Genomic DNA, 25279 nt, shown 5'->3' on the forward strand with positions numbered 1-25279 from the left:
GTCCCACACCTGGCTAACCGGGCGGCAGTGGCTGCTCCGGCGCATTATTGAACAAATAATCATACATATCGCGAAGGTAGGTTCGAAGGGTTTCTCTGTCGGGAAATTCGATATCGGTAAGTCGCTCGTATTCGGCTGGCCCAAATGAGTCATCTGAAATGATCTCTTCGAATCCCGAACGGATCAAATCCACATATGAATCACTGAAGCTCAACAGGGTGGGCCTCAGGTCGCCACTCGTCTCATATCCTCGCTCAAGATCCAGGTTCACTCTGATGAAATTCTTGAAACGTGCGTCCATTGGAATCCTTCTCTATGGATGCCGACCCGGGGCCGGGTTGGCAAACATGGTGTGCAGGCGGTACTGCCCATCGGGCATTAGTCGGTATACAGGCACGATGGTTCCACCCTCGAAGTCCACCGGCTTGAACTCGTTCAGGTTGGCGGGGTCGCGATAGTAGCCCGTGAATCGCCTCTCGGATTCGGGCCCGAGCACATCACTGATCGGTGTCTCCATCGGTTCACTTCCGGTGCGTGCCATTTCTTCGCGGAAGTAGGCGTCGGCGTGCACCATGTCTTCCGCGCTGTCGAAACGCGTCGCGAACGCGCCGACTCGGTGTGCGCCGCCGGTCACACCGTCCACCGTAGTGCCGGTCAATGGGTCGATGTTATTTTCGGACTTTACCAGCCCTGGATAGTTCGAGTTCGGCCCGTACAGCTTTGGCGCCCCGTTACTGTCTCGGAGAACCGTGCCGAGTCGGTCGGTCAGGATTTGGTCGTTCGGGTAGAGGTGTCGGCCTGGTGCATGGCCCTGTCCTCCCTGTCGGTCGTCCAACTCCGTAATGCGTTCGTCAACCGCCTTCGGGTCCATCGGCTGGTGTTTCGAACCACTTTGCAAAGAGTCGGGTACGTCGCCATGCCCGCTTGCATCGGAGCCGCCCGGGGCGCCGTGGCTCCCACTGTCCTCCTGGTGGGGGACGCCCGAGCCGTGGCCGTCTCCGCCCGTTGTGTGGGGTTCGCTATGGGCGGTGGTTTCCCCGCCCGTTGCGCTGGTGCCAGTGCTCCCGGGAGGCCCGGAGCTATTGTCACCTGGTGCCGTGTGGCCGTTGTGGACCGCGTTGTCGGCCGTGCCGCCTGGGGAGTGGAGGGTCGTACCTCCCAGGGTGTGGTTGGCCTTGGCCGCCGAGGGAGTCTCGTGTGTGGCGCTGACTCCCGCCTGGTGCGCCGAGCTGGTTGGGTGGCCTGCTGCGTTCTCCGCGTGGCTGGGGCCACCCGCGCCCTCGAGCACCCTCTCCTCGGCGGGGCTGGTTTCATGCGGGTTGGGCAGGTCGTCCTTGTGAGGCTCCCGGACTGGCTGGCTGTCGGGTACGACGTTGCCGTGCTCGTCCCTGATGTACGCATCAGCTCCGATGATGCGCTTGTTGCCCGCGTGGTCGACGTATTCACGGCCGGGAAGTGGCTCTGCTCCGCCCGGGTGGGGCAGAGCCTCGGTGGGTGCGTTGCGGGCCATGTCGTCGATGCCGGCCTGGCTGGCCTTGAGGCCTTCCATGAAGTCGCCGACCTTCAGCTTGGTGACACCCGCCGCCTTGCCGAGGTAACTCATCGGATCGGCGAGTGCGCCCGCCTTGCCAATCACGGTCGCGGCCTTCGCGCCCACACCCAGCTTTCCGGCTTTGCCGAGCTTGAGCAATGAGCCCGAACCGAGCGTCGCACCGTTGAAAAGTACCGTCCCGAACGCCCGCGAGGGATCCTTGTCCCACTCGTCCCACGCGACCAGCGACTTGCCGAAGTTGCGCAGAGCCGCCTTCTGCTGTTCACGGTCGCTGTGGTCGACCGGGCCGAACATTTTGTCCATCGCCCAGTCATACGGCGTGATGATGTAGGCGCTGATCCCGCCGAAGACACTACCGATGCCCGACCAGGTCTTCTTGAAGTTGTCCCAGTCGAACACGTTGACCATGCTGCCCAGGCCTTTGATCGTGCCCCAGACACCGTCGACGAAGAACCCCTTCAGCCCACCGCCGACATGGCCCTTCGTCCACTCCCACGCAGCCCGAAGCCCCGTGTACTCACGCTCATCGGCCGTCCCCCAAGGCGTTTCCCTGGCATCCTTGACGTCACTCTCCTTGAAGCCATACATGCCGGCCTTGTGTGAGCCGTCATCAACAACGAAGCGCGTACCACCCACCAATGAAGTGATCTTGTTGGCCGCATCACGTTCAACGCCCTGGAACGCCACCCATGTCGTACCGACCTCACGGACAAGACGCGCGTTCTCGTCGATCTTGTCCTGGTCCTTCTGCCAGTCGTCGTCTTCCTTGTTCTCCGCGACGAATTTCTCCGCATCCTCGCGGAGATGCTTCATCTTGTTCACCAGCGGACGGGCGGTCGAAGCGAACTCTGTCAACGCACCACTGACGGACTCCAGCTTTTTCGCGAACTCATCCGCCTTGTCCCGCACCGGGACGGTCGAATTGAGCAACTCCTCCTGCTCGGGAGCGTCATAGACCGCGTCCAAGGCTTGGAAAGCGTTGTGAGTGTCCTAGCCCGTACCGCGAATGCTGGAGGCAGTTGTCTTCAGTGAAGTCGCCTGCGTCTCCAAGGCCTCCAGATCGCCCGTGAAGGTCGGTATCTTCTCCAGGTCAATCACTTCTTGAGACCCTTCAATTCTTCCGGAGTCGGAGCCTTGGAGTACTCCTTCTGCTTGTTCCTTGCCATCTCCAGGTCGCCCTTGATGTACTCCTCAGTGGCCAGGCGTGCCCCGGAGATGGACTTCCCCGTCCGGACAGCAAGAAATTTCAATTCGCCGTTCGTATGGTCCTGGAACTCCTGCAACGCCTGAGCCACGGGGCCGAACGCGCCCCCCTTGGGGATTTCGGTCCCGCCCAGAACCATCGTTCCCGCACACGTCGCGGCGCCCAGCAATCCCTCGCCGTACGACGTGAACTCTTCCTCGAACTCGCCGCCGACCTCGGCTGTCCTGCTCAGGACTCCACGAACGCCATCCGGCTTGATGTCCCACTTGGACACGGTCCCCCCGCTCCGTAATCGTCTTTTCCCAGTGCCCCGGCGTCCGCCGATGGCCTCGACGGCGGCCGTGGCCCTGACCGGCGCCTGGTGCGCCGTGCCGTCGTTGTACCCCAACGTCGAGCGCGCGATGATCAAGCAGGTCTCGGTCACCATCTCGTGTCAGTCATCGGTCCGGTCAACACCGCTTGATCACACCGCACTTCACGAGCTGGACACCGTCGCTTCCCAGGGCCCGCCGTCCGATCACCACGGCCTGCACCGGTGCGTCATGTCTATCAACAGCGCATTACCACTTGCAAAGTGGATAGAGGAACGTCCACATACCTTTTACCGTAGCAGTGGTATTCATCATGGAATCAGCCACCGCTGCAATGCAGTTGCGGCAAAGTGCGGCTCGGCCAGACAGATGAGCAGCCGCGCTCGGCAGGGACGATATGGCAGCTGACCTCGGCGGGAGTCGGCCCATGCACTTGGGCAGGTCCTGTTCCGCCATCTTGACAAGGCCTTGGGCCGGCGGCGGCTGATTGGCTGCTTCCGCGCCTGCGGGCCGATGCGCTCCGAAGGGCAGATGGCCTTGCGCCGGAGTTCGGCGCTCACGCCCCGCTCGCCGGACGGTTCGCCAAGGCTGCTCCGGGGCTGGTGGCGAGGGCGACACCAAGTCGACAGTGGATGTCCTCGCGATCCACTTTCCGGCCATCCTCCGCAGGGAGCTCGGCGCGGCTCCTCGACCGGTTCGCGGAGGAAGAGCCTGACGGGCTGCTGTTCGTGGCGGAGGAGGGAGTCCCGCGGCTCACAGGCCAGACCCTCTCTGCCCGGTCCAGCGCCACACTGCCGATCAGTACTCGGACACGGATCGTCGACCAGCTCGTACGGGCTCGGCGCACAGCGGCGGACCACTGGGCATCTGGCACGGATATGGCACGCTACGCATGGAGCAGGTCTCAGACAACAAACAAGGCCCTGGTCTCTGACCAGGGCCTTCGTCATGGAGCGGGTGACGAGAATCGAACTCGCGCTCTGAGCTTGGGAAGCTCATGTTCTACCATTAAACTACACCCGCGAAGCGTGCCGCTCGAGCGGCGCCTACCGTCCCATACTGTACCCCATCGCAGGTCTCCGGCGTTTGAGCCGTGGGGCCTTTTTGCTATGCGTGGAGAGTGGATGCGGGTGCCGTGGGCGGGAGTTGGGGGCGTAGCGTGGGTGGTCGGAGTGCCGCCTGGAGTGGCGTCCTGTTCATCCCCTAATGTGGCTTTCTCGTTCAAGGCTTGTTGGGGAAGGGACTTGATGGACTCCATGGAGCGCACCGTCGTCCGCTGTGCCGAAGGGCACGTTTTCGCTACCGCTTCGTTCCCGATGCAGCATCTCGGGGCCGGGCGGATCGGTCCCGGGCGGCTCATTCGCTGTCCGCGTTGTGCGCGGTTGCGGCATGCCGTGCCCGTGGTGTTCGAGCGGCGGTAAGCGGCGGTGGCAGGCGCGCGGGTGGTCCCGGATTGGGGTGGGCCCGCGCGTTCTGCGTATCCTCGGGGCGTGCTTCTCTCAGATAAGGACATCCGGGCCGAGATCGACGCCGGACGTGTGCGCATTGATCCGTTCGACGCGTCGATGGTGCAGCCCTCGAGCATCGATGTGCGGCTCGACCGCTACTTCCGGGTGTTCGAGAACCACCGCTATCCACATATTGATCCGGCCGTCGAGCAGGCCGATCTGACTCGCATGGTCGAGCCGGACGGGGACGAGGCGTTCATCCTGCACCCCGGTGAGTTCGTGCTCGCTTCGACGTACGAGGTCATCTCGCTGCCCGACGATCTTGCGTCGCGGCTGGAGGGAAAGAGTTCGCTGGGGCGGCTCGGGCTTGTGACGCATTCGACCGCCGGGTTCATCGACCCCGGTTTCTCCGGGCACGTGACGCTGGAGCTGTCGAATCTCGCGACGCTGCCGATAAAGCTGTGGCCGGGGATGAAGATCGGGCAGCTGTGCATGTTCCGGCTGAGTTCGCCCTCGGAGTTCCCGTACGGCTCCGAGCGGTACGGGTCGCGGTATCAGGGCCAGCGCGGGCCGACCGCGTCGCGTTCGTTCATGAATTTCCATCGGACCCAGGTGTGATGCCCGATGGGCGGTGATGTGAGTGACGTGCGGGAGAACCTGACGTACGAGGGGTTCGGCCGCGCTGTGCGTGAGCTGGCGCAGACCGTGGCGGACGACGGGTTCGAGCCCGACGTCGTGCTCAGCATCGCTCGCGGCGGGGTATTCGTCGCCGGCGGGCTCGCTTACGCCCTGGACTGCAAGAACATTCATCTGGTGAACGTGGAGTTCTATACCGGGGTGGGCACCACCCTGGAAATGCCGGTCATGCTGGCGCCCGTTCCGAATGCCATCGACTTCTCGGACAAGAAGGTCCTGATCGCCGACGACGTCGCCGATACCGGGAAGACGCTGAAGCTGGTGCGTGATTTCTGTATCGATCATGTCGCCGAGGTGCGCAGCGCGGTCATCTACGAGAAGTCGCATTCGCTCGTGAAGTGCGAATACGTGTGGAAGAAGACCGACCGCTGGATCAACTTCCCGTGGAGCGTGGACAAGCCCGTCGTGCGGCGCAGCGGGCAGGTTCTGGACGCCTGAGCAGGATGTGAGAAACCCCCGGCGCATTGTGCGTGCCGGGGGTTTTCGGTGTCCTTGGGCGGGCGGGCCGGTGGGCGTCAGATGGTGCCCAGCTTGATGATCGACAGCAGTGCGATCAGCTGGATCGCGGACGCGCCCAGTGCCTTCGGCCACGGCAGGTCGTGCGATTTGCTCACCATCGATGTGAAGAGCGCGGCCGAGGCCAGCCAGGTGACCCAGCCGAGAATCTGGACCAGGGAGTTCTCGCCGCCGAGGAAGAGCGCGAATATCAGCCGGGGCGCGTCCGTGATCGACATGATCAGCATGGACAGGCCCACCGTCGGCTGCCACGCGCCGTCGCCGCCCAGCTGGCGGGCGAGCGTGTGCGTGACCGCGCCCAGGACCAGGCCGCCGATGACGAAACCGATGCCCGTGATGACGACGTAGGGCACCGCTGTCGAGATCGTGGCGTGGATCGCGTCGTCCCGGGCCTGGTCGAAGCCGAAGAGCGCGAGCAGGCCGTACAGGAACGTGACGATGAGCGCCGGACCCCAGACGGGGTAGTCGCGCATCTGCCAGAACGTCGGTCCCGGGCGGAGCACGATGCCGGTGAGCAGTTCCTTCCACCGCAGTCGGGGGCCCGAGGGCTGGGCGGGGGCCTGGCCGGCGCGGTAGGTGTCGCCGGGGCCGTACGGGTCCTCGCCGATACTGAACGCCTGGGTGTGGCCGGGGGAGTTGGCGTACGGGTCGCCCTGCTGAGGGGAACCGTGGGGGTGCTGGGGCTGGTTGTACGGGTCGCCGAAGTACTCCGGTTCGCCGTGGCCGCCGTCGTTGTAGCCGTTGCCGTTGTTGCCGTTGTTGCCGTAGCCGCCATTGCCGCCATTGCCGTAGCCGCCGTTGTTGTACGGGGGCGGGGCCGCGTTGCCTCCTGCCTGCGGCCAGGGCTGCTGGCCGTACGGCGGTGGTGCCTGTGTGCCGTACGGCTGCTGCCGCGGTTGCTGTTGCGCTTGCTGCGGGGTGCGGTTGTCCCGGCCGCGTCCGATCCTGAATCCAGCCACGTCATCGAACGTACCTGGTCCGGGCCGGTGCGGTCAGAGGGCCTGGGGAACCTGCCGCCATTGCGGCCGAGCTGTGACATCCCCTAGGGGAACCCCGGGGGGACTGCCCCAGGGGCGCGGGAAGGCAGAAGCGGCCGGTCCCGCCCCCGAGGCAGGTCCGGCCGCTTCTGTCGCGCGACGGAACGGATTACTTCACCGGCTCCGGCTCCGGCTCGTCCGCCGACTCCGTCTCGCCGGCCGGGTCGGCAGGGGTCTTCACGGAGTCCAGCAGCAGCTGCGAGACGTCGACCACCTGGACCGACTCCTTCGCCTTGCCGTCGTTCTTCTTGCCGTTGACCGAGTCGGTCAGCATGACCAGGCAGAACGGGCAGGCGGTGGAGACGATGTCCGGGTTGAGGGAGAGGGCCTCGTCGACGCGCTCGTTGTTGATGCGCTTGCCGATCCGCTCCTCCATCCACATCCGGGCGCCACCGGCGCCGCAGCAGAAGCCGCGCTCCTTGTGGCGGTGCATCTCCTCGTTCCGCAGGCCCGGGACCTTCGCGATGATCTCGCGCGGCGGGGTGTAGATCTTGTTGTGACGGCCCAGGTAGCACGGGTCGTGGTACGTGATCAGGCCCTCGACCGGGGTCACCGGGATCAGCTTGCCCTCGTCGATGAGGTGCTGGAGCAGCTGGGTGTGGTGGATGACCTCGTACTCGCCGCCGAGCTGCGGGTACTCGTTCGCGATGGTGTTGAAGCAGTGCGGGCAGGTGGCGACGATCTTCTTCGCGGCCTTCGCCTTCTTCGTCGAGTCGTCCTCGTCGTCCTCGCCGAACGCCATGTTCAGCATCGCGACGTTCTCCTGGCCGAGCTGCTGGAACAGCGGCTCGTTGCCCAGGCGGCGGGCCGAGTCGCCCGTGCACTTCTCGTCCCCGCCCATGATCGCGAACTTGACGCCCGCGATGTGGAGGAGTTCGGCGAAGGCCTTGGTGGTCTTCTTCGCCCGGTCCTCCAGGGCGCCGGCGCAGCCGACCCAGTACAGGTAGTCGACCTCGGACAGGTCCTCGACGTCCTTGCCGACGATCGGGACCTCGAAGTCGACCTCCTTGGTCCACTCGACGCGCTGCTTCTTCGCCAGGCCCCAGGGGTTGCCCTTCTTCTCCAGGTTCTTGAGCATCGTGCCCGCCTCGGACGGGAACGCGGACTCGATCATCACCTGGTAACGGCGCATGTCGACGATGTGGTCGATGTGCTCGATGTCGACCGGGCACTGTTCCACGCACGCACCGCAGGTGGTGCACGACCACAGCACGTCCGGGTCGATGACGCCGTTCTCCTCGACCGTGCCGATCAGCGGGCGCTCGGCCTCCGCGAGAGCCGCGGCCGGGACGTCCTTCAGCTGCTCCGCGGTCGCCTTCTCGTTGCCCTCCATGTCCTTGCCGCCGCCGGCCAGCAGGTACGGGGCCTTGGCGTGCGCGTGGTCGCGCAGGGACATGATCAGGAGCTTGGGGGAGAGCGGCTTGCCGGTGTTCCAGGCGGGACACTGCGACTGGCAGCGGCCGCACTCGGTGCAGGTGGAGAAGTCCAGCAGGCCCTTCCACGAGAACTGCTCGACCTGGCTGACACCGAAGACGGCGTCCTCGGCCGGGTCCTCCCAGTCGATCTCCTTGCCGCCCGAGGTCATCGGCTGGAGCTCGCCGAGCGTGGTGGCGCCGTCGGCGTTCCGCTTGAACCAGATGTTCGGGAAGGCCAGGAAGCGGTGCCAGGCGACGCCCATGTCCTGCTTCAGGGCGACCGTGATCATCCAGATGAAGGAGGTGGCGATCTTCAGGCCGGCGAAGAAGTAGGTGAGGTTCTGGAGGGTGGAGACGTCCATGCCCTCCAGCCAGTTGACGACCGGATACGAGATGAAGAAGGAGGACTCGTAGCCGTCGACGTGGTGCTGGGCGCCTTCGAGGGCGTGCAGCATGAAGATGCAGACACCGACGATGAGGATGACGGCCTCGACGAAGTACGCCTGGCCGAAGTTGGACCCGGCGAAGCGGGACTTGCGGCCCGGCTTGCGCGGATGGGCCAGCTGGCGGATCACGATCAGGGTCAGGATGCCGAGTACGGTCATCGTGCCGATGAACTCGACGAAGACGTTGTACGGCGCCCAGTCGCCGATGATCGGCAGGAGCCAGTCGGCCTTGAAGAGCTGGCCGATGGCGTTGACGATCGTCAGCAGCAGGGAGAAGAAGCCCACCGCCACGAACCAGTGCGCGACACCGACGATGCCCCAGCGGTTCATCCGGGTGTGGCCGAGGAACTCCCTGACCACGGTGAGGGTGCGCTGCGCGGGCTCGTCCGTGCGGGTGCCCGCGGGCACGTTCTGGCCGAGCCGCATGAAGTTGTAGATCTGCAGGAGGGCGCGGAGGAACAGGGCCACGCCGACCACGATCAGAACCAGCGACACGATGATCGCGGCGAGTTGCATTTGGGGGCTCCTCGGGCCTGCGAGGGTGGGATCCAGCGTCAATGAGCGAGTACTGGCGATTATCCGTGATTACTAAGCAGTAACTTAATCAGTCTGTGCTGACACTACCCACTTCTTCTGCCGTGCTGTAGCCGGACAGGCGGTGATCTGTGTCGCTCAGGTGTCCCTTGCCGGGCCGGGCGAGCCCTCGGGCCGCCCGGCGCAGCGGGGCGTGTGCGGCCCTCACCAGGATGGCCAGGTCCAGCCCCACCCATTGATGCTCGGCGTAGTGCTGGTCCAGCAGGGCCGGCTCGTCCCACGGCATCCCGGAGCGGGAGTGCACCTGCGCCAGGCCGGTGAGGCCCGGCTTCAGTTCATGCCGCCAGTGTCTCGCGGCGGGGGAGGTGCCGGAGCCCGGGGTGCGGGTTTCGCCCTGGACGCGGGGTCCGTCCTCCTCGTCGGGCGCCAGGGGTGCCGGGCCGACCAGTGAGAGGTCTCCCCGTACGACGTGCGGCAGCCTGGAGAGCAGGTCCAGCCGCAGTCGCCGGGTGCGCAGCGAGCGCAGTACGAAGACACGGCCGTCCAGGCCGACCCGGGGTGAGCGGGTCAGTACGCCGCCGGGGGGTCGCCGCGCCGCCAGGGCGAGGGTGCCCGCGGCGAGCAGGGGGGCCGCGAGGGCCAGGAGGGCCGAGCCGAGGGTCAGGTCCAGTACGCGCTTGGCCGACGGCCGCTCCCGACGCCGCTCCCCTTGCCACCTCCGTGTCCACGTCCGCGTCCACGTCCGTGTCCGCTGTGCCCGCGCCCGCGCGCGTACTGCCCTCTGCCTCTGCCTTTGCCTCTGCGTCTGCATCGTTCGCACCTGCCTGGGTTCTCGGCGGTTCGAGTGCCGGTTTTGCGTGGCTCACGGCATTTTGTGACAGAACGATCCCACGGGGGTGATGATGGGGAGGGGCTGCGCCGCCAGGGGGGCGGGGAGTGTCGCGTGCGATCGGCCGGTGCGTGCCCCGTTCGCACCCCCGTGTGTGCCTCATGGGTGGAGTCGCGCGTCGGTCGTAAGGTCGGGAATCCCCAGTTGGCGCAGGGTGCGTGCACGATAGTTGAGCCTCTTCGACTCAAGTCTGTTGACAGTGGGGCGGGTGTCATGCATCCTTGAGTCAGATCCACTCAAGTAGTCAAGCTGGAGGAATTGAAATGGCACGTGCGGTCGGCATCGACCTGGGCACGACTAACTCCGTCGTCAGCGTTCTCGAAGGCGGCGAGCCCACCGTCATCACCAACGCAGAGGGCGCCAGGACCACGCCGTCCGTCGTCGCCTTCGCGAAGAACGGCGAGGTGCTGGTCGGCGAGGTCGCCAAGCGCCAGGCAGTGACCAACGTCGACAGGACCATCCGCTCCGTCAAGCGCCACATGGGCACTGACTGGAAGATCGACCTGGACGGCAAGAGCTTCAACCCGCAGCAGATGAGCGCCTTCATCCTGCAGAAGCTGAAGCGTGACGCCGAGTCGTACCTGGGCGAGAAGGTGACCGACGCGGTCATCACCGTCCCCGCGTACTTCAACGACTCCGAGCGTCAGGCGACGAAGGAGGCCGGCGAGATCGCGGGCCTGAACGTCCTGCGTATCGTCAACGAGCCGACCGCCGCCGCGCTGGCGTACGGGCTCGACAAGGACGACCAGACGATCCTCGTCTTCGACCTCGGTGGCGGCACCTTCGACGTGTCGCTGCTGGAGATCGGCGACGGCGTCGTCGAGGTGAAGGCCACCAACGGTGACAACCACCTCGGTGGTGACGACTGGGACCAGCGCGTCGTCGACTACCTGGTGAAGCAGTTCGCCAACGGTCACGGCGTGGACCTGTCCAAGGACAAGATGGCTCTCCAGCGTCTGCGCGAGGCTGCGGAGAAGGCGAAGATCGAGCTCTCGTCCTCGACCGAGACCACGATCAACCTGCCCTACATCACGGCGTCCGCCGAGGGCCCGCTGCACCTGGACGAGAAGCTCACGCGCTCGCAGTTCCAGCAGCTCACGGCCGACCTCCTGGACCGCTGCAAGAGCCCGTTCCACAACGTCATCAAGGACGCGGGCATCCAGCTCTCCGAGATCGACCACGTCGTTCTCGTCGGTGGCTCCACCCGTATGCCGGCCGTCGCCGAGCTCGTCAAGGAGCTGACCGGTGGCCAGGAGGCCAACAAGGGTGTGAACCCGGACGAGGTCGTCGCCATCGGCGCCTCGCTCCAGGCCGGTGTCCTCAAGGGCGAGGTCAAGGACGTCCTGCTCCTCGACGTCACCCCGCTGTCCCTCGGCATCGAGACCAAGGGCGGCATCATGACGAAGCTCATCGAGCGCAACACCACGATCCCGACCAAGCGCTCCGAGATCTTCACGACGGCCGAGGACAACCAGCCGTCCGTGCAGATCCAGGTCTACCAGGGCGAGCGCGAGATCGCGGCGTACAACAAGAAGCTCGGAATGTTCGAGCTGACCGGCCTGCCTCCGGCCCCGCGTGGCGTCCCGCAGATCGAGGTCGCGTTCGACATCGACGCGAACGGCATCATGCACGTCGCCGCCAAGGACCTCGGCACCGGCAAGGAGCAGAAGATGACCGTCACCGGCGGCTCCTCGCTGCCGAAGGACGAGGTCAACCGGATGCGTGAGGAGGCCGAGCAGTACGCGGAGGAGGACCACCGCCGCCGCGAGGCCGCCGAGTCGCGCAACCAGGGCGAGCAGCTCGTCTACCAGACGGAGAAGTTCCTCAAGGACAACGAGGACAAGGTCCCCGGTGACGTGAAGACGGAGGTGGAGACCGCGCTCACCGAGCTGAAGGAGAAGCTCAAGGGCGAGGACACCGCCGAGATCCGTACCGCCACCGAGAAGGTCGCGGCCGTCTCGCAGAAGCTCGGCCAGGCGATGTACGCCAACGCCCAGGCCGACGGCGGCCCGCAGGGTGACCCGCAGCCGGGCGCCCAGCAGGCCAAGGCCGACGACGATGTCGTCGACGCCGAGATCGTGGACGACGAGAAGGACGCCAAGGGCGGTGCGGTGTGACCGAGGAGACCCCGGGCTTCGAGGAGAAGCCCGACGTCCCCTCCGGCGCCACCCCTGACGGAGCCGAGCCGAAGGACGCCTCTTCCTCTTCGGAGGAGGGGGCGGCCCCGGCCGGGGACGGAGTGCAGACAGTCGGCCTGACGGCCCAGCTGGACCAGGTCCGCACCGCGCTCAACGAGCGCACGGGCGACCTCCAGCGGCTTCAGGCCGAGTACCAGAACTACCGCCGCCGCGTCGAGCGGGACCGGGCCACGGTCAAGGAGATCGCTGTTGCGGGTCTCCTGTCCGAGCTCCTGCCCGTGCTCGACGACGTCGGCCGCGCCCGGGATCACGGCGAGCTCGTGGGCGGGTTCAAGTCGGTGGCCGAGTCTCTTGAGACGGTCGTCGCCAAGCTGGGCCTGCAGCAGTTCGGCAAGGAGGGCGAGCCCTTCGACCCGACGATCCACGAAGCCCTGATGCACTCGTACGCGCCGGATGTCACCGAGACGACCTGCGTGGCGATCCTGCAGCCGGGGTATCGGATCGGCGAGCGCACCATCCGCCCCGCGCGGGTGGCGGTGGCCGAACCCCAGCCGGGGGCGACGCCGGCCGCAGCCAAGGAAGAGAAGGCAACCGACGAGGAGAGCGGTGACACCGAGGAGGTCTGACATCCCGTCTGACCACCTCGCGGCCCACCGCCCGGCCATGCGACCGGCCCACGGGCCGGTCGCATGGCCGATCGTCCGGAAGGAGGGACGTCGATGAGCACGAAGGACTTCGTCGAGAAGGACTACTACAAGGTCCTCGGCGTCCCCAAGGACGCCACCGACGCCGAGATCAAGAAGGCGTACCGGAAGCTCGCCCGCGAGTTCCACCCGGACGCCAACAAGGGTGACGACAAGGCGGAGGAGCGCTTCAAGGAGATCTCCGAGGCGAACGACGTCCTCGGCGACAGCAAGAAGCGCAAGGAGTACGACGAGGCACGCGCCCTCTTCGGCAACGGCGGCTTCAGGGCCGGGCCCGGAGGAGCGGGAGGCAACTTCAACTTCGACCTCGGCGACCTCTTCGGAGGCACCCAGGGCGGGGGCCAGGGCGGCGGCGCCGGCGGTTTCGGCGGCGGCGGTCTGGGCGATGTCTTCGGCGGCCTGTTCAACCGGGGCGGCACGGGGACCCGGGTGCAGCCGCGCCGCGGCCAGGACATCGAGTCCGAGGTGACGCTCAGCTTCACCGAGGCGGTCGACGGGGCCACGGTCCCGTTGCGGATGTCCAGCCAGGCGCCCTGCAAGGCGTGTTCCGGCACCGGTGACAAGAACGGCACCCCCAGGGTCTGCCCGACCTGTCTCGGCACCGGCCAGGTCTCGCGCGGCACCGGCGGCGGCTTCTCGCTCACCGACCCCTGCGTGGACTGCAAGGGCCGGGGCCTCATCGCCCAGGACCCCTGCGATGTCTGCAAGGGCAGCGGACGGGCCAAGTCCTCCCGGACCATGCAGGTCAGGATTCCGGCGGGCGTCTCGGACGGCCAGCGGATCCGGCTGCGCGGCAAGGGCGGTCCGGGCGAGCGCGGTGGACCGGCCGGCGATCTGTACGTCGTGGTCCACGTCGGCGCCCACCCGGTCTTCGGCCGCAAGGGCGACAACCTCACGGTCACCGTGCCCGTCGACTTCACGGAGGCGGCGCTCGGCGGCGAGGTGAAGGTGCCCACGCTCGGCGGCCCGCCGGTCACCCTGAAACTGCCCGCCGGCACCCCCAACGGGCGCACGATGCGCGCCCGCGGCAAGGGCGCCGTACGCAAGGACGGCACCCGGGGCGACCTGCTGGTCACCGTCGAGGTGGCGGTGCCCAAGGACCTCGGCAACGAGGCCAGGGACGCGCTGGAGGCCTACCGGAAGGCGACCGCGGGCCATGACCCGCGGGCGGAACTGTTCCAGGCGGCGAAGGGAGCTTGAGGTGGACGGCCGACGACGCAATCCGTACGAACTGACCGATGAATCGCCGGTGTACGTGATCTCGATCGCGGCCCAGCTCTCGGGCCTGCATCCGCAGACGCTGCGCCAGTACGACCGTCTCGGCCTGGTCTCGCCCGACCGCACGGCCGGGCGCGGCAGGCGCTACTCGGCCCGCGACATCGAGCTGCTGCGCACCGTGCAGCAGCTGTCGCAGGACGAGGGCATCAACCTCGCCGGCATCAAGCGCATCATCGAGTTGGAGAACCAGGTCGCCGCGCTCCAGCAGCGCGTCGCCGAGCTCTCGGCGGCCGTGGACGGCGCGGCACAGGCGATGCAGCAGCGCGAGGCCCAGGTCCACGCCTCGTACCGGCGCGATCTGGTGCCGTATCAGGATGTGCAGCAGACCAGTGCGTTGGTGGTCTGGCGCCCGAAGCGTCCCAAGGACTGAGCGGGGGCGGTCCGGGCCGGGCGCGGCTGCGCCCGGTGGACCGCCCACCCGCGCGACGAAGGGCCGGGGAGCCGACTTACGGGTCGGCTCGCCGGCCCTTCGTCGTACGCCCTCGGTGCGGCGTCCGGAACCCGACCCCGGTTCGATCATGGCTGGCGACAATGGGCGGGGGCCTGTCATGGCCCCGCCCGTCGGCGCAGTCAGGAGTCACGTATGTCCATGGTCGGTCTCTTCTGGATCACCGACGCGGCCGCCCACATAGGCGCTCCGCCGAACAGCCCCGGCCCCGGCGTGCTGCTCACCGAGGAGGGCCTGACCGGGCTCGGGGAGGACCAGGGCGGCCGGTGGGCGTGGCAGGACATCCGGCGCGTATCGGTGGCCGGTGCGCCCGTGCGGTCCTCGGTGGCCAGGACCGCCGGGATTCTGCTGGACACCGTGATCACATCGGCGTTCGGCGGGGGCGACGACGGCCCCGCGATGTTCGTTCGCCTCGAAACCCCCGAGGAGGAGGTGGAGTTGACCGTCATCGCGACCGCCGCCTCCTACAGCCCCGCCGAGCACCGGCTGTCGCAGGACCTGCTCGATGCCTACGCGACCGGCCGGGCCACCCCCGCCGCACTGCTCGCCTGGGGACGTACCCATGGCGGCGGCACTCCCGGTCGCGCGGAGCGGGAGGAGTTGCTTGCGGGGTGGGGCGGGCGTGCGGCTCGTCGGTGAGCGGCTTGCCGGCGCCATTTCTCCGGCCGTTCCTCGCCGAGGAAGGAAGGGTTCTACGCGCGCGGCGGATCGGTCTCGGTGATCCCGGAGCGGACGAGGAGGGCCCCGAGGTGGGTTCGGCTGGTGGCGCCGAGCGTCTGCATGAGCTTGGAGATGTGGGCGCGGCAGGTGCGGACGCTGATGCCGAGCTTGTGGGCCACCGCCTGGTCGGCTTCTCCCTCGGCGAGCAGGCGGGCGATACGCATCTGGGCCGCCGTGACGGAGGTGCTCGACGGGGCCGCTTGCAGGGGTTCCGTGAGCGGGGTGGCCTGGGCCCACAGGACCTCGTACACCTGGATCAGATAGCGGACGAGCGCGGGGTGGCGGATCTCCAGGGCCACGTCGCGCTCGGCGTTGGCGGGGATGAAGGCCACGGCGCGGTCGAAGATGAGCAGTCGCTCGACCGTCTGCTCGATGGTGCGGACCTGGATGCGGCCGAGTGGCAGCTCGTCCAGATAGGCCTTGAGAGCAGGGTTGTAGCGCGCCGGATGCTGGTAGATGTGGCGGAGCCGGGCGCCCCGCTCCACCGTCGACAGGGCGCGGCCCAGTCCCTTCCTGAGCTGTTCTGCCGGCCGGGTGCTGCCGGGCTGGAGGGTCAGGACCTCTTCCCGTGCGTCGCTCAGGGCGTCGTGGATGGTTCTGTCGATGAGCGGGAAGCCTTCGAGGAATTGGTGACCACCGACTCGTCCGAGGCGTGGCCACGCCCACCCGTCGTGCGGCCACGTACTCCGCCGGGAGCGGGGGCGCGAGGTGACGTCCGGTCAGGAATCCTGGTCGAGGATCCTTGACTGGGCGATCAGATAGCCGAGCTGGGCGCGGCTCGTACTGCCCAGGACGGCGGACAGCTTGGCCACGTGTGCCCGGCAGGTGCGGACGTTCATGCCGAGGCGGCGGGCGATCGAGTCGTCCACATGGCCTTCTACGAGGAGTTGGGCGATGGAGCGCTGAACTCCGCTGATGCCCTGGGGGGCAGGGTCGTACGGGAGCTCTTCCAGAAGGGGGGACGCACGGTTCCACAGCTGTTCGAAGACCTTGATCAGGTACTCGACCAGTCCCGGGTGGCGCAGTTCGAGGGCGACCTGGTCGTCGTCGCTGGCCGGGATGAACGCGACGGCCCGGTCGAAGACGATCAGGCGCGAGATGAGCTCTTCCAGCGTGCGGATCTCGACCTTGCCGTCGGCCAGGCGCTCCGCGTAGGCCCGGGTGCCCTGGCTGTGCCGGACGGTGTGCTGGTAGAGGGTGCGCATGCCGACTCCGCGGTCGACCACCAGCAGTGCGCGCTCCAGGCCCTCCCGGAGGCGGTCCTCGCCCCGGTCGCCGCCCGGCTGGACCGTGAGGACCTCGGTGCGGCACTCGGCGGTGGCGAGGTCGAGGGCCGCGTTGATGCGGTTGCTGCCCTCCAGCACCGTGATGGCGTGGGTGATGGGGGGATCCTGGGCGCTGATGTCCATGAAGGGTTCGAACGATTCGGCCAATTCCAGGGACAGTCTTCTGCGTTCCTGGATCTCGCGTTCGATGGGGTTCAATCGCTGTGCCAGCGCCGCGGACGGCGGGACGGGGCGGAGCCACTCGGCGTCGTCGGGGTCGGGGTGCAGCAGGGCGAAGTCCATCAGACAGGGTGCGGTGGCCACCTCGGCCCGCGATATCCGGCCGGAGCGCAGCGCACTGGCGTAGAGACGTCCTCCGTCTTCGCATAGTTCGGTGATCCCGTGAGGATGCGTACCTTTTGTGTTGCTTGTGGTCATATCTCCACCCCCCAGGTTCCTGAACATGCAGGAACATGATGCATCGACTCGGTGGTGTTCGTGTGCCCAGGTGAGACATCGTCTTAGGTGCGGGGGAGAAGAATCCACAAGTGAGGACGAAGCCGACTATGTATAAGCGATTGCTTCGCTCGGCGCTTGCCGTCTCATTCGTCGCGGCCCTGGGCTTCGGCGTACTGGGAAGCGATGAGATCAGCTGGGGTTCGGGGGCCGCCAAGGCCGACGGTGAAATCAGCTGGAGTACCGAAGCGGGCGCCGGGCCGGGCGAGATCAGCTGGAGCGTCGAGGCCTCGGGCCCTGCCGGCGAGATCAGCTGGCTCTCCGGGACGTCGGTCGCCTCCGACGAGATCAGCTGGGTCGTCGCACCGGCCCGACCGGGCGCATGACCATCCCGCCGGACGACCGGACCTTCCGGCGAGAGATGGCCACGGCCTACCGATCAGGCTGGCATTTCATCGATCTCGTCACTGCCATCCCCCACTGTGGCGACTCGTTGATGGTCACTCTGTTCGGCGACCCCATCGTTGTCGCACGCGAAGAAGACGACGAAGTACGTGCCTACCGCTGCCTCCGCAAGCCGCGTGGAGCCCCGCAGCCCGTTCGCTGTGCGATTCGGTACGACATGATCTTCGTCAACCTCGACCGGCGGGACCACCAGCTGTTCGAGCCAGAGACTATTTCCGCCACCCCCCGCAGTGCCTGAGCGATCCCCCGTCGTTCCATGTCGCTCAGTCACTCCCCCACACAACGGCGCCATCGTGACCTGAACACGATGGCGCCGTTGTGCTTTTCCCGGCCGCGCCCGCCCCGCCGGGCGCGGCTCACGGGCCGCGGGCCGGTCAGGCCCTGCCGAGCGCCCGGTCCACGGCGATCTCGATGACGATCCGGTCCGGGTTGGGCTTCGGCGTGCGCTCGTAGCGTTCTGCGTAACGGCGTACGGCGTCGGCCACCGCCTCGGGTTCCGTGCGCACCGTCGCGCGCCCCTCCAGCGTCGCCCAGCGGCGCCCGTCGATCTGGCAGACGGCGACCCGTGCGCCGTCCGGGCCCGCGGCCAGGACGTTGGCGGCCTTCCGGGTGTTCTTGCCGGTGATGACCCGCGCCAGCCTCGTCTGGGGGTCGTACGTGACACCCACCGGCACCACATGAGGTGTGCCGTCGGGGCGGGGCGTGGTCAGGGTGCACACATGGCGTGCGCGCCAGAAGGCGAGGTACTCGGGGCCGGGGTTCGTCACGTCGACTGCCATGGGGACAGCGTAGGCAGCGCGGGCGCGGCGCCGGCCCCGCCGTGGGCCCCGCTGCGGTGGCGGCGGGCCGGTGCGGCCGGTTCACTCGAAGCAGCGGATCAAGGGGCGGTTCCTGGCGCGGACAGTTCCCGGCATCAAGTTGAGTGGATTGGACTCAACATCGCCTTGAGTGGAATAGACTCAACTTTATACACGTTGACTAAGTCAGTGTTGTGGAGAGAGCCAGCCACCGCAAGGAGGAGAAAGCGCACGTGGACGCCGAGCTGACCAACAAGAGCCGGGACGCCATCAACGCGGCCACCAGCAGGGCCGTGAAGGACGGGCACCCCGATCTGACCCCCGGGCACCTGCTGCTCGCGCTGCTCGCGGGCGAGGACAACGAGAACATCATCGATCTGCTCGCCGCCGTCGAGGCCGACCAGATCGCCGTACGCACCGAGACCGAGCGGCTCCTGGGCGCCCAGCCCAGCGTCACGGGCTCGACCGTCGCCCCGCCGCAGCCCAACCGCGAGCTGCTCGCCGTCATCGCCGATGCCGCGCAGCGCGCGAAGGAGCTCGGCGACGACTACATCTCCACCGAGCACCTGCTGATCGGCATCGCCGCCGAGGGCGGCCGTGCCGGTGAGATCCTCAGTGGGCAGGGGGCCAGTGCGAAGAAGCTGCTGGACGCGTTCGAGAAGAGCAGGGGAGGGCGACGGGTGACCACACCCGACCCGGAGGGCCAGTACAAGGCGCTGGAGAAGTTCGGTACGGACTTCACCGCGGCCGCACGCGAGGGCAAGCTCGACCCGGTCATCGGGCGCGACCAGGAGATCCGCCGCGTCGTCCAGGTGCTGTCCCGCCGCACCAAGAACAACCCCGTGCTCATCGGCGAGCCCGGCGTCGGCAAGACGGCCGTCGTCGAAGGGCTCGCCCAGCGCATCGTCAAGGGCGACGTCCCCGAGTCCCTGAAGAACAAGCGGCTGGTCTCGCTCGACCTCGGCGCGATGGTCGCGGGTGCCAAGTACCGCGGCGAGTTCGAGGAGCGGCTGAAGACCGTCCTCTCCGAGATCAAGGAGAGCGACGGGCAGATCATCACCTTCATCGACGAGCTGCACACCGTCGTCGGCGCGGGCGCCGGCGGCGACTCCGCCATGGACGCCGGCAACATGCTCAAGCCGATGCTGGCCCGGGGCGAGCTCCGCATGGTCGGCGCGACGACGCTCGACGAGTACCGCGAGCGGATCGAGAAGGACCCCGCCCTGGAGCGCCGCTTCCAGCAGGTGCTGGTGGCCGAACCGAGCGTCGAGGACACCATCGCGATCCTGCGCGGGCTCAAGGGCCGGTACGAGGCCCACCACAAGGTCTCCATCGCGGACTCCGCGCTGGTGGCCGCCGCGACCCTGTCCGACCGCTACATCACCTCCCGCTTCCTCCCCGACAAGGCCATCGACCTGGTCGACGAGGCGGCGTCCCGGCTGCGCATGGAGATCGACTCCTCGCCCGTCGAGATCGACGAGCTCCAGCGCGCCGTCGACCGCCTCCACATGGAGGAGCTGGCCCTCAAGAACGAGACCGACCCCGGCTCCCGGCAGCGCCTGGAGAAGCTGCGCCGCGACCTCGCCGACAAGGAGGAGGAGCTGCGCGGCCTCAACGCCCGCTGGGAGAAGGAGAAGCAGGGCCTCAACCGCGTCGGTGAGCTGAAGGAACGTCTCGACGAACTGCACGGCCAGGCCGAACGCGCCCAGCGCGACGGCGACTTCGACACCGCCTCCAAGCTGCTGTACGGGGAGATCCCCGGCCTGGAGCGGGAGCTGGCGGAGGCGAGCGAGGCCGAGCAGGAGGCCGCCAAGGACACCATGGTCAAGGACGAGGTCGGCCCGGACGACATCGCCGATGTCGTCGGCGCCTGGACCGGCATCCCCGCCGGACGCCTGCTGGAGGGCGAGACTCAGAAGCTGCTGCGCATGGAGGACGAGCTCGGCAAGCGCCTCATCGGGCAGGGCGAGGCCGTGCGGGCGGTGTCGGACGCGGTGCGCCGTACCCGCGCCGGTATCGCCGACCCCGACCGGCCCACCGGCTCGTTCCTCTTCCTCGGCCCGACCGGTGTCGGCAAGACGGAGCTGGCGAAGGCGCTCGCCGACTTCCTGTTCGACGACGAGCGGGCCATGGTCCGCATCGACATGAGCGAGTACGGCGAGAAGCACAGCGTGGCACGGCTCGTCGGCGCCCCGCCCGGATACGTCGGCTACGAGGAGGGCGGCCAGCTCACCGAGGCGGTCCGCCGCCGCCCGTACAGCGTCGTGCTGCTGGACGAGGTCGAGAAGGCCCATCCCGAGGTCTTCGACATCCTGCTCCAGGTACTCGACGACGGCCGGCTCACCGACGGCCAGGGCCGGACGGTGGACTTCCGCAACACCATCCTGATCCTGACCTCCAACCTCGGCAGCCAGTTCCTGGTCGACCCGCTGACCAAGCCCGAGGAGAAGAAGGCGCAGGTCCTGGAGGTCGTGAGGGCCTCGTTCAAGCCGGAGTTCCTCAACCGGCTCGACGACCTGGTGGTCTTCTCCGCGCTGTCCGGCGACGAGCTCGCCCACATCGCGGGGCTCCAGATCGACCGGCTCGCCAAGCGTCTGGCGGACCGGCAGCTCACCCTCGACGTCACGCCCGAGGCCCTGGCCTGGCTGGCCGAGGAGGGCAACGACCCGGCGTACGGGGCCCGGCCGCTGCGCCGCCTCATCCAGACGGCGATCGGTGACCGGCTGGCGAAGGAGATCCTCGCGGGCGAGGTCAAGGACGGGGACACCGTCCGGGTGGACCGGGTCGGGGACGGCCTGCTCGTCGGGCCCGCGACCTCGGGCAGCACCTTGTAGGCGTCACATGGCCTGTTTCGATGCAGGGTCCCCGGCCGGAGGACGGCCGGTCCCCGGCCGGAGGGCCATGGGTCCCGGCCGGGGACATGCCGTCCGTACCAGCGGGCGGAAGGGCGTGCGTACCGGCCGGGACACGTCGGCGCCGCCGTGCGAGGAGCGAGGGATTGCGGTGATTTCGGGAGAAAGGGAAAGCGGCCGCCGTCATCGATGATCCACTGTTCAACATCGATATTGCGCCAAACGCCTCGCTCCGCACCGAGGGGTGGCATCTCCGGACCCGGCGCCGTCCCGGGCCGCGTCACCCGCCTCTGACAAGGGACTTCTGCTCGGGTGCGGGCAGTGTCCGCCCGGCGGTGCGCGAATAATCAGGACACCTCGGAGCGTCCGTCGTAGCCTGCTCGCAAGCAGGGTTGGGGGCCGAATTCGGCAGTCGGTAGCGTGCCCGCATGAACGAGCGGATGGGCGATGAGATAAAGCCGGGGCCTGAAAAGCCCAGATCTGACAATCTCTTCCACCTTGGCGAATTCCGTGCGCTTTGGGCTGCTTATGCCCAGTCGATCCTGGGTGACCAGCTGGCACGCGTGGCCCTGTCGTTGCTCGTGTTCGAACGCACCGACTCGCCAGGATGGACCGCGGCGACGTATGCGCTGACCACCTTGCCCGCTCTGCTGTCCGGGGTGCTCCTGTCCGGCCTGGCGGACCGTTTCCCCCGGCGTACGGTCATGATCAGCTGCGACCTGGTGCGGATGGTGATGGTCGGGCTGATGGCCCTGCCCGGGATGCCCTTGCCGCTGCTCGCCGGGCTGCTGGTGCTCGCGCAGCTGGCCGAGGCACCCTTCGGCGCCGCCCAGGGCGCACTGCTGCCCACCGTGCTCGGTACGCAGCGGTACGAACGCGGCCAACGGGTCATGCAGATCACCCACCAGGTCGGACAGCTGGCCGGCTTCGCCGGCGGCGGTCTGCTGGCCGCGTGGCTGGGCAGCAACCTCTCCCTGGGCGTGAACGCGGTGACCTTCCTGCTCTCGGCGACCCTGGTCAGGTTCGGCGTGAAGGCCCGTCCCGCGGCGAGTGCCGACGCCCGCAAGCCGCGGCTCGGCGCACAGGTCGGGGGTGCCGCCGCGCTGATCTGGTCGGACCGCAGGCTCCGGTCGCTGCTCGCGCTGGGGTGGCTCGCGGGGTTCGTCGTCCTGCCGGAAGGACTGGCCGCCCCGTTCGCGGACGAGGCCGGCGGTGGCGCCTCCTCGGTGGGACTCCTGCTCGCCTCGCATCCGGCGGGAATGGTGCTGGGAGCGGCCCTGCTGGGGCGGGCCAAGGTCGGCGACGAGTCGCGGCGCCGCCTGCTCGGGCCATTGGCGATCGGTGCGAATCTGCCGCTGCTCGCCTACTGGCTCGACCCCGGCGTGGGCGCGGCCATGTTCCTGCTGCTGGTGGCCGGGGTGTGCTCCGCCTACCAGATCACCGCCGGGGCCACCTTCGTGCTCCTGACCCCGGCCGACCGGCGTGGCCAGGCGCTGGGGCTCGCCAGGACGGGGGTGACCGCCATGCAGGGGATCGGTGTCGCCGTGGGGGGTGTGGCGACGGAGCTGTCCGGCTCGTCGGCGAACACCATCGGCGCGTCCGGACTCCTCGGGGTGCTGTGCGCGATTCTTGCCGCCGCCGCCTGGACACGGGCGCGGGGAGCCGACGCAGAGATGATTCCCCGGAGGGCGTAAGGCCTGTCCGGCGAAACGCGGCTAGGGTCGTCGGCAGGAAACCACGTGCGATCCACAGGAGTACCCAGCGATGTCTATCGATCCGTCCTCGATTCCGAATTTCGGGGGCCAGCCCGAACCGCAGGCGGCAGGACCCGAGGGCCCCGTTGTCCCTGACCAGGACCTCGTCAAGCAGCTTCTCGAACAGATGGAGCTGAAGTACGTCCTCGACGACGAGGGCGACCTCGCGGCGCCGTGGGAGGACTTCCGCACGTACTTCATGTTCCGGGGCGAGGACGAGCAGCAGGTCTTCTCGGTCCGTACGTTCTACGACCGCCCGCACGCCGCGGACCAGCGTCCGGTCCTCCTCGACGCGATCGACGACTGGAACCGCCGCACCCTGTGGCCCAAGGTCTACACGCACACCCACGAGCCCGAGGAGGGCTCCGAGGACACCGAGACCTCGGTCCGTCTGATCGGTGAGGCGCAGATGCTCATCGGCACGGGCGTCAGCCTGGAGCACTTCGTCTCGTCGACGGTCAGCTGGGTGCGCGCCTCGATCGAGTTCGACAAGTGGCTCCAGGAGCGTCTGGGCCTGGCCCCGGCCGAGGAGCAGACGGACGGCGGGGACCCGACCCCTTCGGGCGCCTGAGTCCCGTACGGCAGTGACAGCCCACCCCGGGGCGGCGGTCCTCGCGACCGCCGCCCCGGGGTGCGCCGGTTTCAGGGCGCCAGTCGTCGCAGGCGGCCGACCGCGTCGTGGAGGACGTCGTCGCGCTTGCAGAAGGTGAAGCGGACCTGGCTGCGGCCGGCGTCGGGGTCGTCGTAGAAGACGGAGTTGGGGATGGCGACGACGCCGCAGCGTTCGGGGAGCGCGCGGCAGAAGGCGTAGGCGTCCTTCTCGCCGAACGGGGTGATGTCGGTGGTGATGAAGTACGTGCCCTGGGGCCGGTGGACCTCGAACCCGGCCGCCCGCAGGCCGTCGCCGAGCAGGTCGCGCTTGCGGCGGAGGTCGGCGCGGAAGCCGTCGAAGTACGCGTCCGGGAGGCGCAGCGCTTCGGCGATCGCGTACTGGAACGGGCCCGCGCTGACGTAGGTCAGGTACTGCTTGGCCGTCCGGACGGCGGCGAGGAGCGGGGCGGCGGCAGTGACCCGGGCCACTCCGTTTTCGCGCACTCATCCGTATGCCGCGCAGCAGGTCCCCCCGGGCGTCTCCGGGACCGCCGGTGAGCGGGCCGCTGTGCGCGTCCCGTGATGCGCGGTTCCGAGGCATCCGCGCTTTCTTGGTCGCCGCCCGTGGCGCTTCGGCTCCGAACAAACTCTGGACCGTCCTCATGAAGCGGCCCTGTCACCGCCGGACGACGGAGCCGTGCGACCGCGGAACCTCTCCGGTCTCACAGCCGCACCGCCGGGTTCTCGGAGACGTGACACTGTCCGCCGTATCCTGACCGCACACGGGAAGGAGCCGTCCATGAGTGTCGACGCGATCGTGCACACCGAGTTCCCCGAGGGGTACACGGTCCTGTTCGGGGCCGACGGAAAGGTGATCATGACTCCGCAGAGCGAAGAGCACTCCAGCACCATCAGATCGATGCAGATCGACTCCGCTCTCGCCCTCGGCCGTCACGCGAAGGTCACTTCTGACGTCTACATCGATTTCCCCGCCGACGAGAACTCCGCCCCCGATCTGGCAATCCTTCGCGAGGACGCCCGCCGGGAGGGCAAGCGCTACAGCTTCGAAGACGTCCTGCTGATCTCTGAGGTCGTCTCGACCTCCTCCGCACGCAAGGACTACGACGACTGCACCGCGAAGTACGGCCGGTACGGCATCCCCGTCTACCTGGTCGTGGATCCCTACGCCCAGGAGGTCGTCCTCCACACCCAGCCGACCGCCACCGGTTACATCGCGGCACACACCCACAAGTACGGCACGGGCAAGCTGCCCATCCCCCTGGCCGACGGTCGCACCTTCACCCTCGACCTCGACGAACTCCCGCGTCCTGAGCCCGAGGCGAACGTCCGCTGACGAAGGATTCCCGGTGCGGCCTCGCCGTCGGCACCGCCGTCGTCGGACGTGGTCGTGTCCGGTCGGGGCAGGCCGCGGATCTCGGCCTGTCGCACCCGACGGGCTCAAGCGCCGCAGCGCGCGCGGAATCGCCGAACTCCGACCGACCGTCGACGTTCTTGCCGACGAAGACGTGTGCTTCGAACGCACCCAAGGCGGCGTGAGGTCAGGGCGCGAGGCGTCGAAGGCGGCTGGTGGCCTCGGCGAGAACGCCGTCTTTGTTGCAGAAGGCGAAGCGGACCTGAGTGCGTCCGACGGTGGGGTGGTCGCAGAAGACGGAGTTGGGGACGGTGACGACCCCGCAGCGCTCGGGGAGTGCTCGGCAGAAGGAGTAAGCGTCCATCTCTCCGACGTCGGACGCCCAGGGCGG

General features: G+C 67.9%; 21 protein-coding genes, 1 tRNA gene and 3 pseudogenes. 13 read left to right on the forward strand and 12 right to left on the reverse strand.

Annotation, left to right across the window (positions count from 1 at the left end; translation table 11 throughout):
* Nucleotides 1-13 precede the first annotated feature (13 nt).
* From OG520_RS21580 to OG520_RS21595, 4 genes are all read right to left on the reverse strand, one after another.
* The gene (locus tag OG520_RS21580) at nucleotides 14-301 is read right to left on the reverse strand and encodes a hypothetical protein (RefSeq protein WP_365750825.1); all 288 of its coding nucleotides are present in this window, start codon (nucleotides 299-301) and stop codon (nucleotides 14-16) included.
* A 12-nt stretch (nucleotides 302-313) separates the two neighbouring features.
* Complete coding sequence (locus OG520_RS21585) at nucleotides 314-2518, reverse strand: hypothetical protein (protein ID WP_406014257.1); 2205 nt, start codon at nucleotides 2516-2518, stop codon at nucleotides 314-316.
* Nucleotides 2519-2646: 128 nt separating this feature from the next.
* Nucleotides 2647-3183 carry a DUF6507 family protein gene (locus OG520_RS21590; protein ID WP_406014258.1) on the reverse strand — a complete coding sequence of 179 codons (537 nt, stop codon included), beginning with the start codon at nucleotides 3181-3183 and terminating at the stop codon, nucleotides 2647-2649.
* An 833-nt stretch (nucleotides 3184-4016) separates the two neighbouring features.
* Nucleotides 4017-4090 (reverse strand) — tRNA-Gly (locus OG520_RS21595).
* A gap of 467 nt (nucleotides 4091-4557) precedes the next feature.
* On the opposite strand from OG520_RS21595, the gene dcd reads away from it, so the two are divergent.
* On the forward strand, nucleotides 4558-5133 hold the full coding sequence (gene dcd / locus OG520_RS21600; RefSeq protein ID WP_072487843.1) for a dCTP deaminase: 576 nt from the start codon (nucleotides 4558-4560) through the stop codon (nucleotides 5131-5133).
* Between the two features lie 6 nt (nucleotides 5134-5139).
* Entirely contained in the window at nucleotides 5140-5649 is a 510-nt protein-coding gene (locus OG520_RS21605) for a phosphoribosyltransferase (RefSeq protein ID WP_399329289.1), read from the forward strand.
* A 77-nt stretch (nucleotides 5650-5726) separates the two neighbouring features.
* Here OG520_RS21605 and OG520_RS21610 read toward each other — a convergent pair whose 3' ends face one another.
* The 3 genes from OG520_RS21610 to OG520_RS21620 form a co-directional block, all read right to left on the reverse strand.
* The gene (locus tag OG520_RS21610; RefSeq protein WP_406014259.1) at nucleotides 5727-6686 is read right to left on the reverse strand and encodes a Yip1 family protein; all 960 of its coding nucleotides are present in this window, start codon (nucleotides 6684-6686) and stop codon (nucleotides 5727-5729) included.
* 187 nt (nucleotides 6687-6873) lie between these two features.
* Entirely contained in the window at nucleotides 6874-9141 is a 2268-nt protein-coding gene (locus tag OG520_RS21615; protein ID WP_399329291.1) for a (Fe-S)-binding protein, read from the reverse strand.
* Between the two features lie 88 nt (nucleotides 9142-9229).
* Entirely contained in the window at nucleotides 9230-9970 is a 741-nt protein-coding gene (locus OG520_RS21620; protein WP_406014260.1) for a sugar transferase, read from the reverse strand.
* A 341-nt stretch (nucleotides 9971-10311) separates the two neighbouring features.
* On the opposite strand from OG520_RS21620, the gene dnaK reads away from it, so the two are divergent.
* The 5 genes from dnaK to OG520_RS21645 all read left to right on the forward strand — a co-directional run bounded on the left by dnaK (nucleotide 10312) and on the right by OG520_RS21645 (nucleotide 15255).
* Nucleotides 10312-12165, forward strand: a complete 1854-nt coding sequence (dnaK, locus tag OG520_RS21625) for a molecular chaperone DnaK (RefSeq protein ID WP_266417309.1) — start codon at nucleotides 10312-10314, stop codon at nucleotides 12163-12165.
* Nucleotides 12162-12812, forward strand: coding sequence for a nucleotide exchange factor GrpE (grpE, locus tag OG520_RS21630; protein WP_406014261.1), 651 nt, complete (start codon nucleotides 12162-12164; stop codon nucleotides 12810-12812). The genes dnaK and grpE overlap by 4 nt, the downstream gene beginning before the upstream one ends.
* Nucleotides 12813-12905: 93 nt before the next feature.
* Nucleotides 12906-14090 (forward strand): molecular chaperone DnaJ, encoded by a 1185-nt coding sequence (gene dnaJ / locus OG520_RS21635; protein ID WP_385325909.1) that lies wholly within the window; start codon nucleotides 12906-12908, stop codon nucleotides 14088-14090.
* Between the two features lies 1 nt (nucleotide 14091).
* Entirely contained in the window at nucleotides 14092-14538 is a 447-nt protein-coding gene (locus OG520_RS21640; RefSeq protein ID WP_072487850.1) for a heat shock protein transcriptional repressor HspR, read from the forward strand.
* Nucleotides 14539-14751: 213 nt separating this feature from the next.
* Nucleotides 14752-15255 carry a hypothetical protein gene (locus OG520_RS21645; RefSeq protein WP_406014262.1) on the forward strand — a complete coding sequence of 168 codons (504 nt, stop codon included), beginning with the start codon at nucleotides 14752-14754 and terminating at the stop codon, nucleotides 15253-15255.
* A gap of 53 nt (nucleotides 15256-15308) precedes the next feature.
* Here OG520_RS21645 and OG520_RS21650 read toward each other — a convergent pair.
* A pseudogene (locus OG520_RS21650) lies at nucleotides 15309-15959 on the reverse strand (LuxR C-terminal-related transcriptional regulator); the annotation flags it as partial.
* A gap of 96 nt (nucleotides 15960-16055) precedes the next feature.
* Nucleotides 16056-17066, reverse strand: coding sequence for a helix-turn-helix transcriptional regulator (locus tag OG520_RS21655; RefSeq protein WP_406014263.1), 1011 nt, complete (start codon nucleotides 17064-17066; stop codon nucleotides 16056-16058).
* Nucleotides 17067-17167: 101 nt separating this feature from the next.
* Here OG520_RS21655 and OG520_RS21660 point away from each other — a divergent pair, with 101 nt between their 5' ends.
* Nucleotides 17168-17443, forward strand: coding sequence for a hypothetical protein (locus tag OG520_RS21660; RefSeq protein ID WP_399329297.1), 276 nt, complete (start codon nucleotides 17168-17170; stop codon nucleotides 17441-17443).
* Nucleotides 17440-17760: a (2Fe-2S)-binding protein gene (locus OG520_RS21665; RefSeq protein WP_072487853.1), complete on the forward strand. Its 321-nt coding sequence runs from the start codon at nucleotides 17440-17442 to the stop codon at nucleotides 17758-17760. Before OG520_RS21660 ends, OG520_RS21665 begins: the two co-directional genes overlap by 4 nt.
* Before the next feature lie 136 nt (nucleotides 17761-17896).
* Here the strand turns inward: OG520_RS21665 and OG520_RS21670 are convergent, their stop codons facing one another.
* A complete protein-coding gene (locus OG520_RS21670; protein WP_406014264.1) occupies nucleotides 17897-18301 on the reverse strand; it encodes a pyridoxamine 5'-phosphate oxidase family protein in 405 nt (134 codons plus the stop codon).
* Between the two features lie 251 nt (nucleotides 18302-18552).
* On the opposite strand from OG520_RS21670, the gene clpB reads away from it, so the two are divergent.
* The 3 genes from clpB to OG520_RS21685 all read left to right on the forward strand — a co-directional run bounded on the left by clpB (nucleotide 18553) and on the right by OG520_RS21685 (nucleotide 23496).
* On the forward strand, nucleotides 18553-21153 hold the full coding sequence (gene clpB, locus OG520_RS21675) for an ATP-dependent chaperone ClpB (RefSeq protein ID WP_399329299.1): 2601 nt from the start codon (nucleotides 18553-18555) through the stop codon (nucleotides 21151-21153).
* A gap of 458 nt (nucleotides 21154-21611) precedes the next feature.
* On the forward strand, nucleotides 21612-22865 hold the full coding sequence (locus tag OG520_RS21680; protein ID WP_406016535.1) for an MFS transporter: 1254 nt from the start codon (nucleotides 21612-21614) through the stop codon (nucleotides 22863-22865).
* 70 nt (nucleotides 22866-22935) lie between these two features.
* Nucleotides 22936-23496: a YbjN domain-containing protein gene (locus OG520_RS21685; protein ID WP_266417332.1), complete on the forward strand. Its 561-nt coding sequence runs from the start codon at nucleotides 22936-22938 to the stop codon at nucleotides 23494-23496.
* Nucleotides 23497-23567: 71 nt separating this feature from the next.
* Here OG520_RS21685 and OG520_RS21690 read toward each other — a convergent pair.
* Nucleotides 23568-23996: pseudogene (locus OG520_RS21690) on the reverse strand (aminotransferase class I/II-fold pyridoxal phosphate-dependent enzyme); the annotation flags it as partial.
* Between the two features lie 319 nt (nucleotides 23997-24315).
* Here OG520_RS21690 and OG520_RS21695 point away from each other — a divergent pair.
* On the forward strand, nucleotides 24316-24870 hold the full coding sequence (locus OG520_RS21695) for a Uma2 family endonuclease (protein WP_406014265.1): 555 nt from the start codon (nucleotides 24316-24318) through the stop codon (nucleotides 24868-24870).
* 205 nt (nucleotides 24871-25075) lie between these two features.
* Here the strand turns inward: OG520_RS21695 and OG520_RS21700 are convergent.
* Nucleotides 25076-25258, reverse strand: a pseudogene (locus OG520_RS21700) (aminotransferase); the annotation flags it as partial.
* Nucleotides 25259-25279 lie beyond the last annotated feature (21 nt).

It is taken from the genome of Streptomyces sp. NBC_00984, assembly GCF_045162475.1.
Classification (GTDB): domain Bacteria; phylum Actinomycetota; class Actinomycetes; order Streptomycetales; family Streptomycetaceae; genus Streptomyces.

Bases quoted from the DNA above. Each gene is read 5' to 3' on its own strand.
- OG520_RS21615 (WP_399329291.1), bottom strand. From the start codon at position 9,141: ATGCAACTCGCCGCGATCATCGTGTCGCTGGTTCTGATCGTGGTCGGC.
- OG520_RS21605 (WP_399329289.1), top strand. From the start codon at position 5,140: ATGGGCGGTGATGTGAGTGACGTGCGGGAGAACCTGACGTACGAGGGG.
- OG520_RS21645 (WP_406014262.1), top strand. From the start codon at position 14,752: ATGTCCATGGTCGGTCTCTTCTGGATCACCGACGCGGCCGCCCACATA.
- OG520_RS21695 (WP_406014265.1), top strand. From the start codon at position 24,316: ATGAGTGTCGACGCGATCGTGCACACCGAGTTCCCCGAGGGGTACACG.
- dnaJ (WP_385325909.1), top strand. From the start codon at position 12,906: ATGAGCACGAAGGACTTCGTCGAGAAGGACTACTACAAGGTCCTCGGC.
- OG520_RS21670 (WP_406014264.1), bottom strand. From the start codon at position 18,301: ATGGCAGTCGACGTGACGAACCCCGGCCCCGAGTACCTCGCCTTCTGG.
- OG520_RS21655 (WP_406014263.1), bottom strand. From the start codon at position 17,066: ATGTTCAGGAACCTGGGGGGTGGAGATATGACCACAAGCAACACAAAA.
- OG520_RS21620 (WP_406014260.1), bottom strand. From the start codon at position 9,970: ATGCAGACGCAGAGGCAAAGGCAGAGGCAGAGGGCAGTACGCGCGCGG.
- OG520_RS21660 (WP_399329297.1), top strand. From the start codon at position 17,168: ATGTATAAGCGATTGCTTCGCTCGGCGCTTGCCGTCTCATTCGTCGCG.
- OG520_RS21685 (WP_266417332.1), top strand. From the start codon at position 22,936: ATGTCTATCGATCCGTCCTCGATTCCGAATTTCGGGGGCCAGCCCGAA.
- dnaK (WP_266417309.1), top strand. From the start codon at position 10,312: ATGGCACGTGCGGTCGGCATCGACCTGGGCACGACTAACTCCGTCGTC.
- OG520_RS21580 (WP_365750825.1), bottom strand. From the start codon at position 301: ATGGACGCACGTTTCAAGAATTTCATCAGAGTGAACCTGGATCTTGAG.
- OG520_RS21680 (WP_406016535.1), top strand. From the start codon at position 21,612: ATGGGCGATGAGATAAAGCCGGGGCCTGAAAAGCCCAGATCTGACAAT.
- OG520_RS21665 (WP_072487853.1), top strand. From the start codon at position 17,440: ATGACCATCCCGCCGGACGACCGGACCTTCCGGCGAGAGATGGCCACG.
- OG520_RS21590 (WP_406014258.1), bottom strand. From the start codon at position 3,183: ATGGTGACCGAGACCTGCTTGATCATCGCGCGCTCGACGTTGGGGTAC.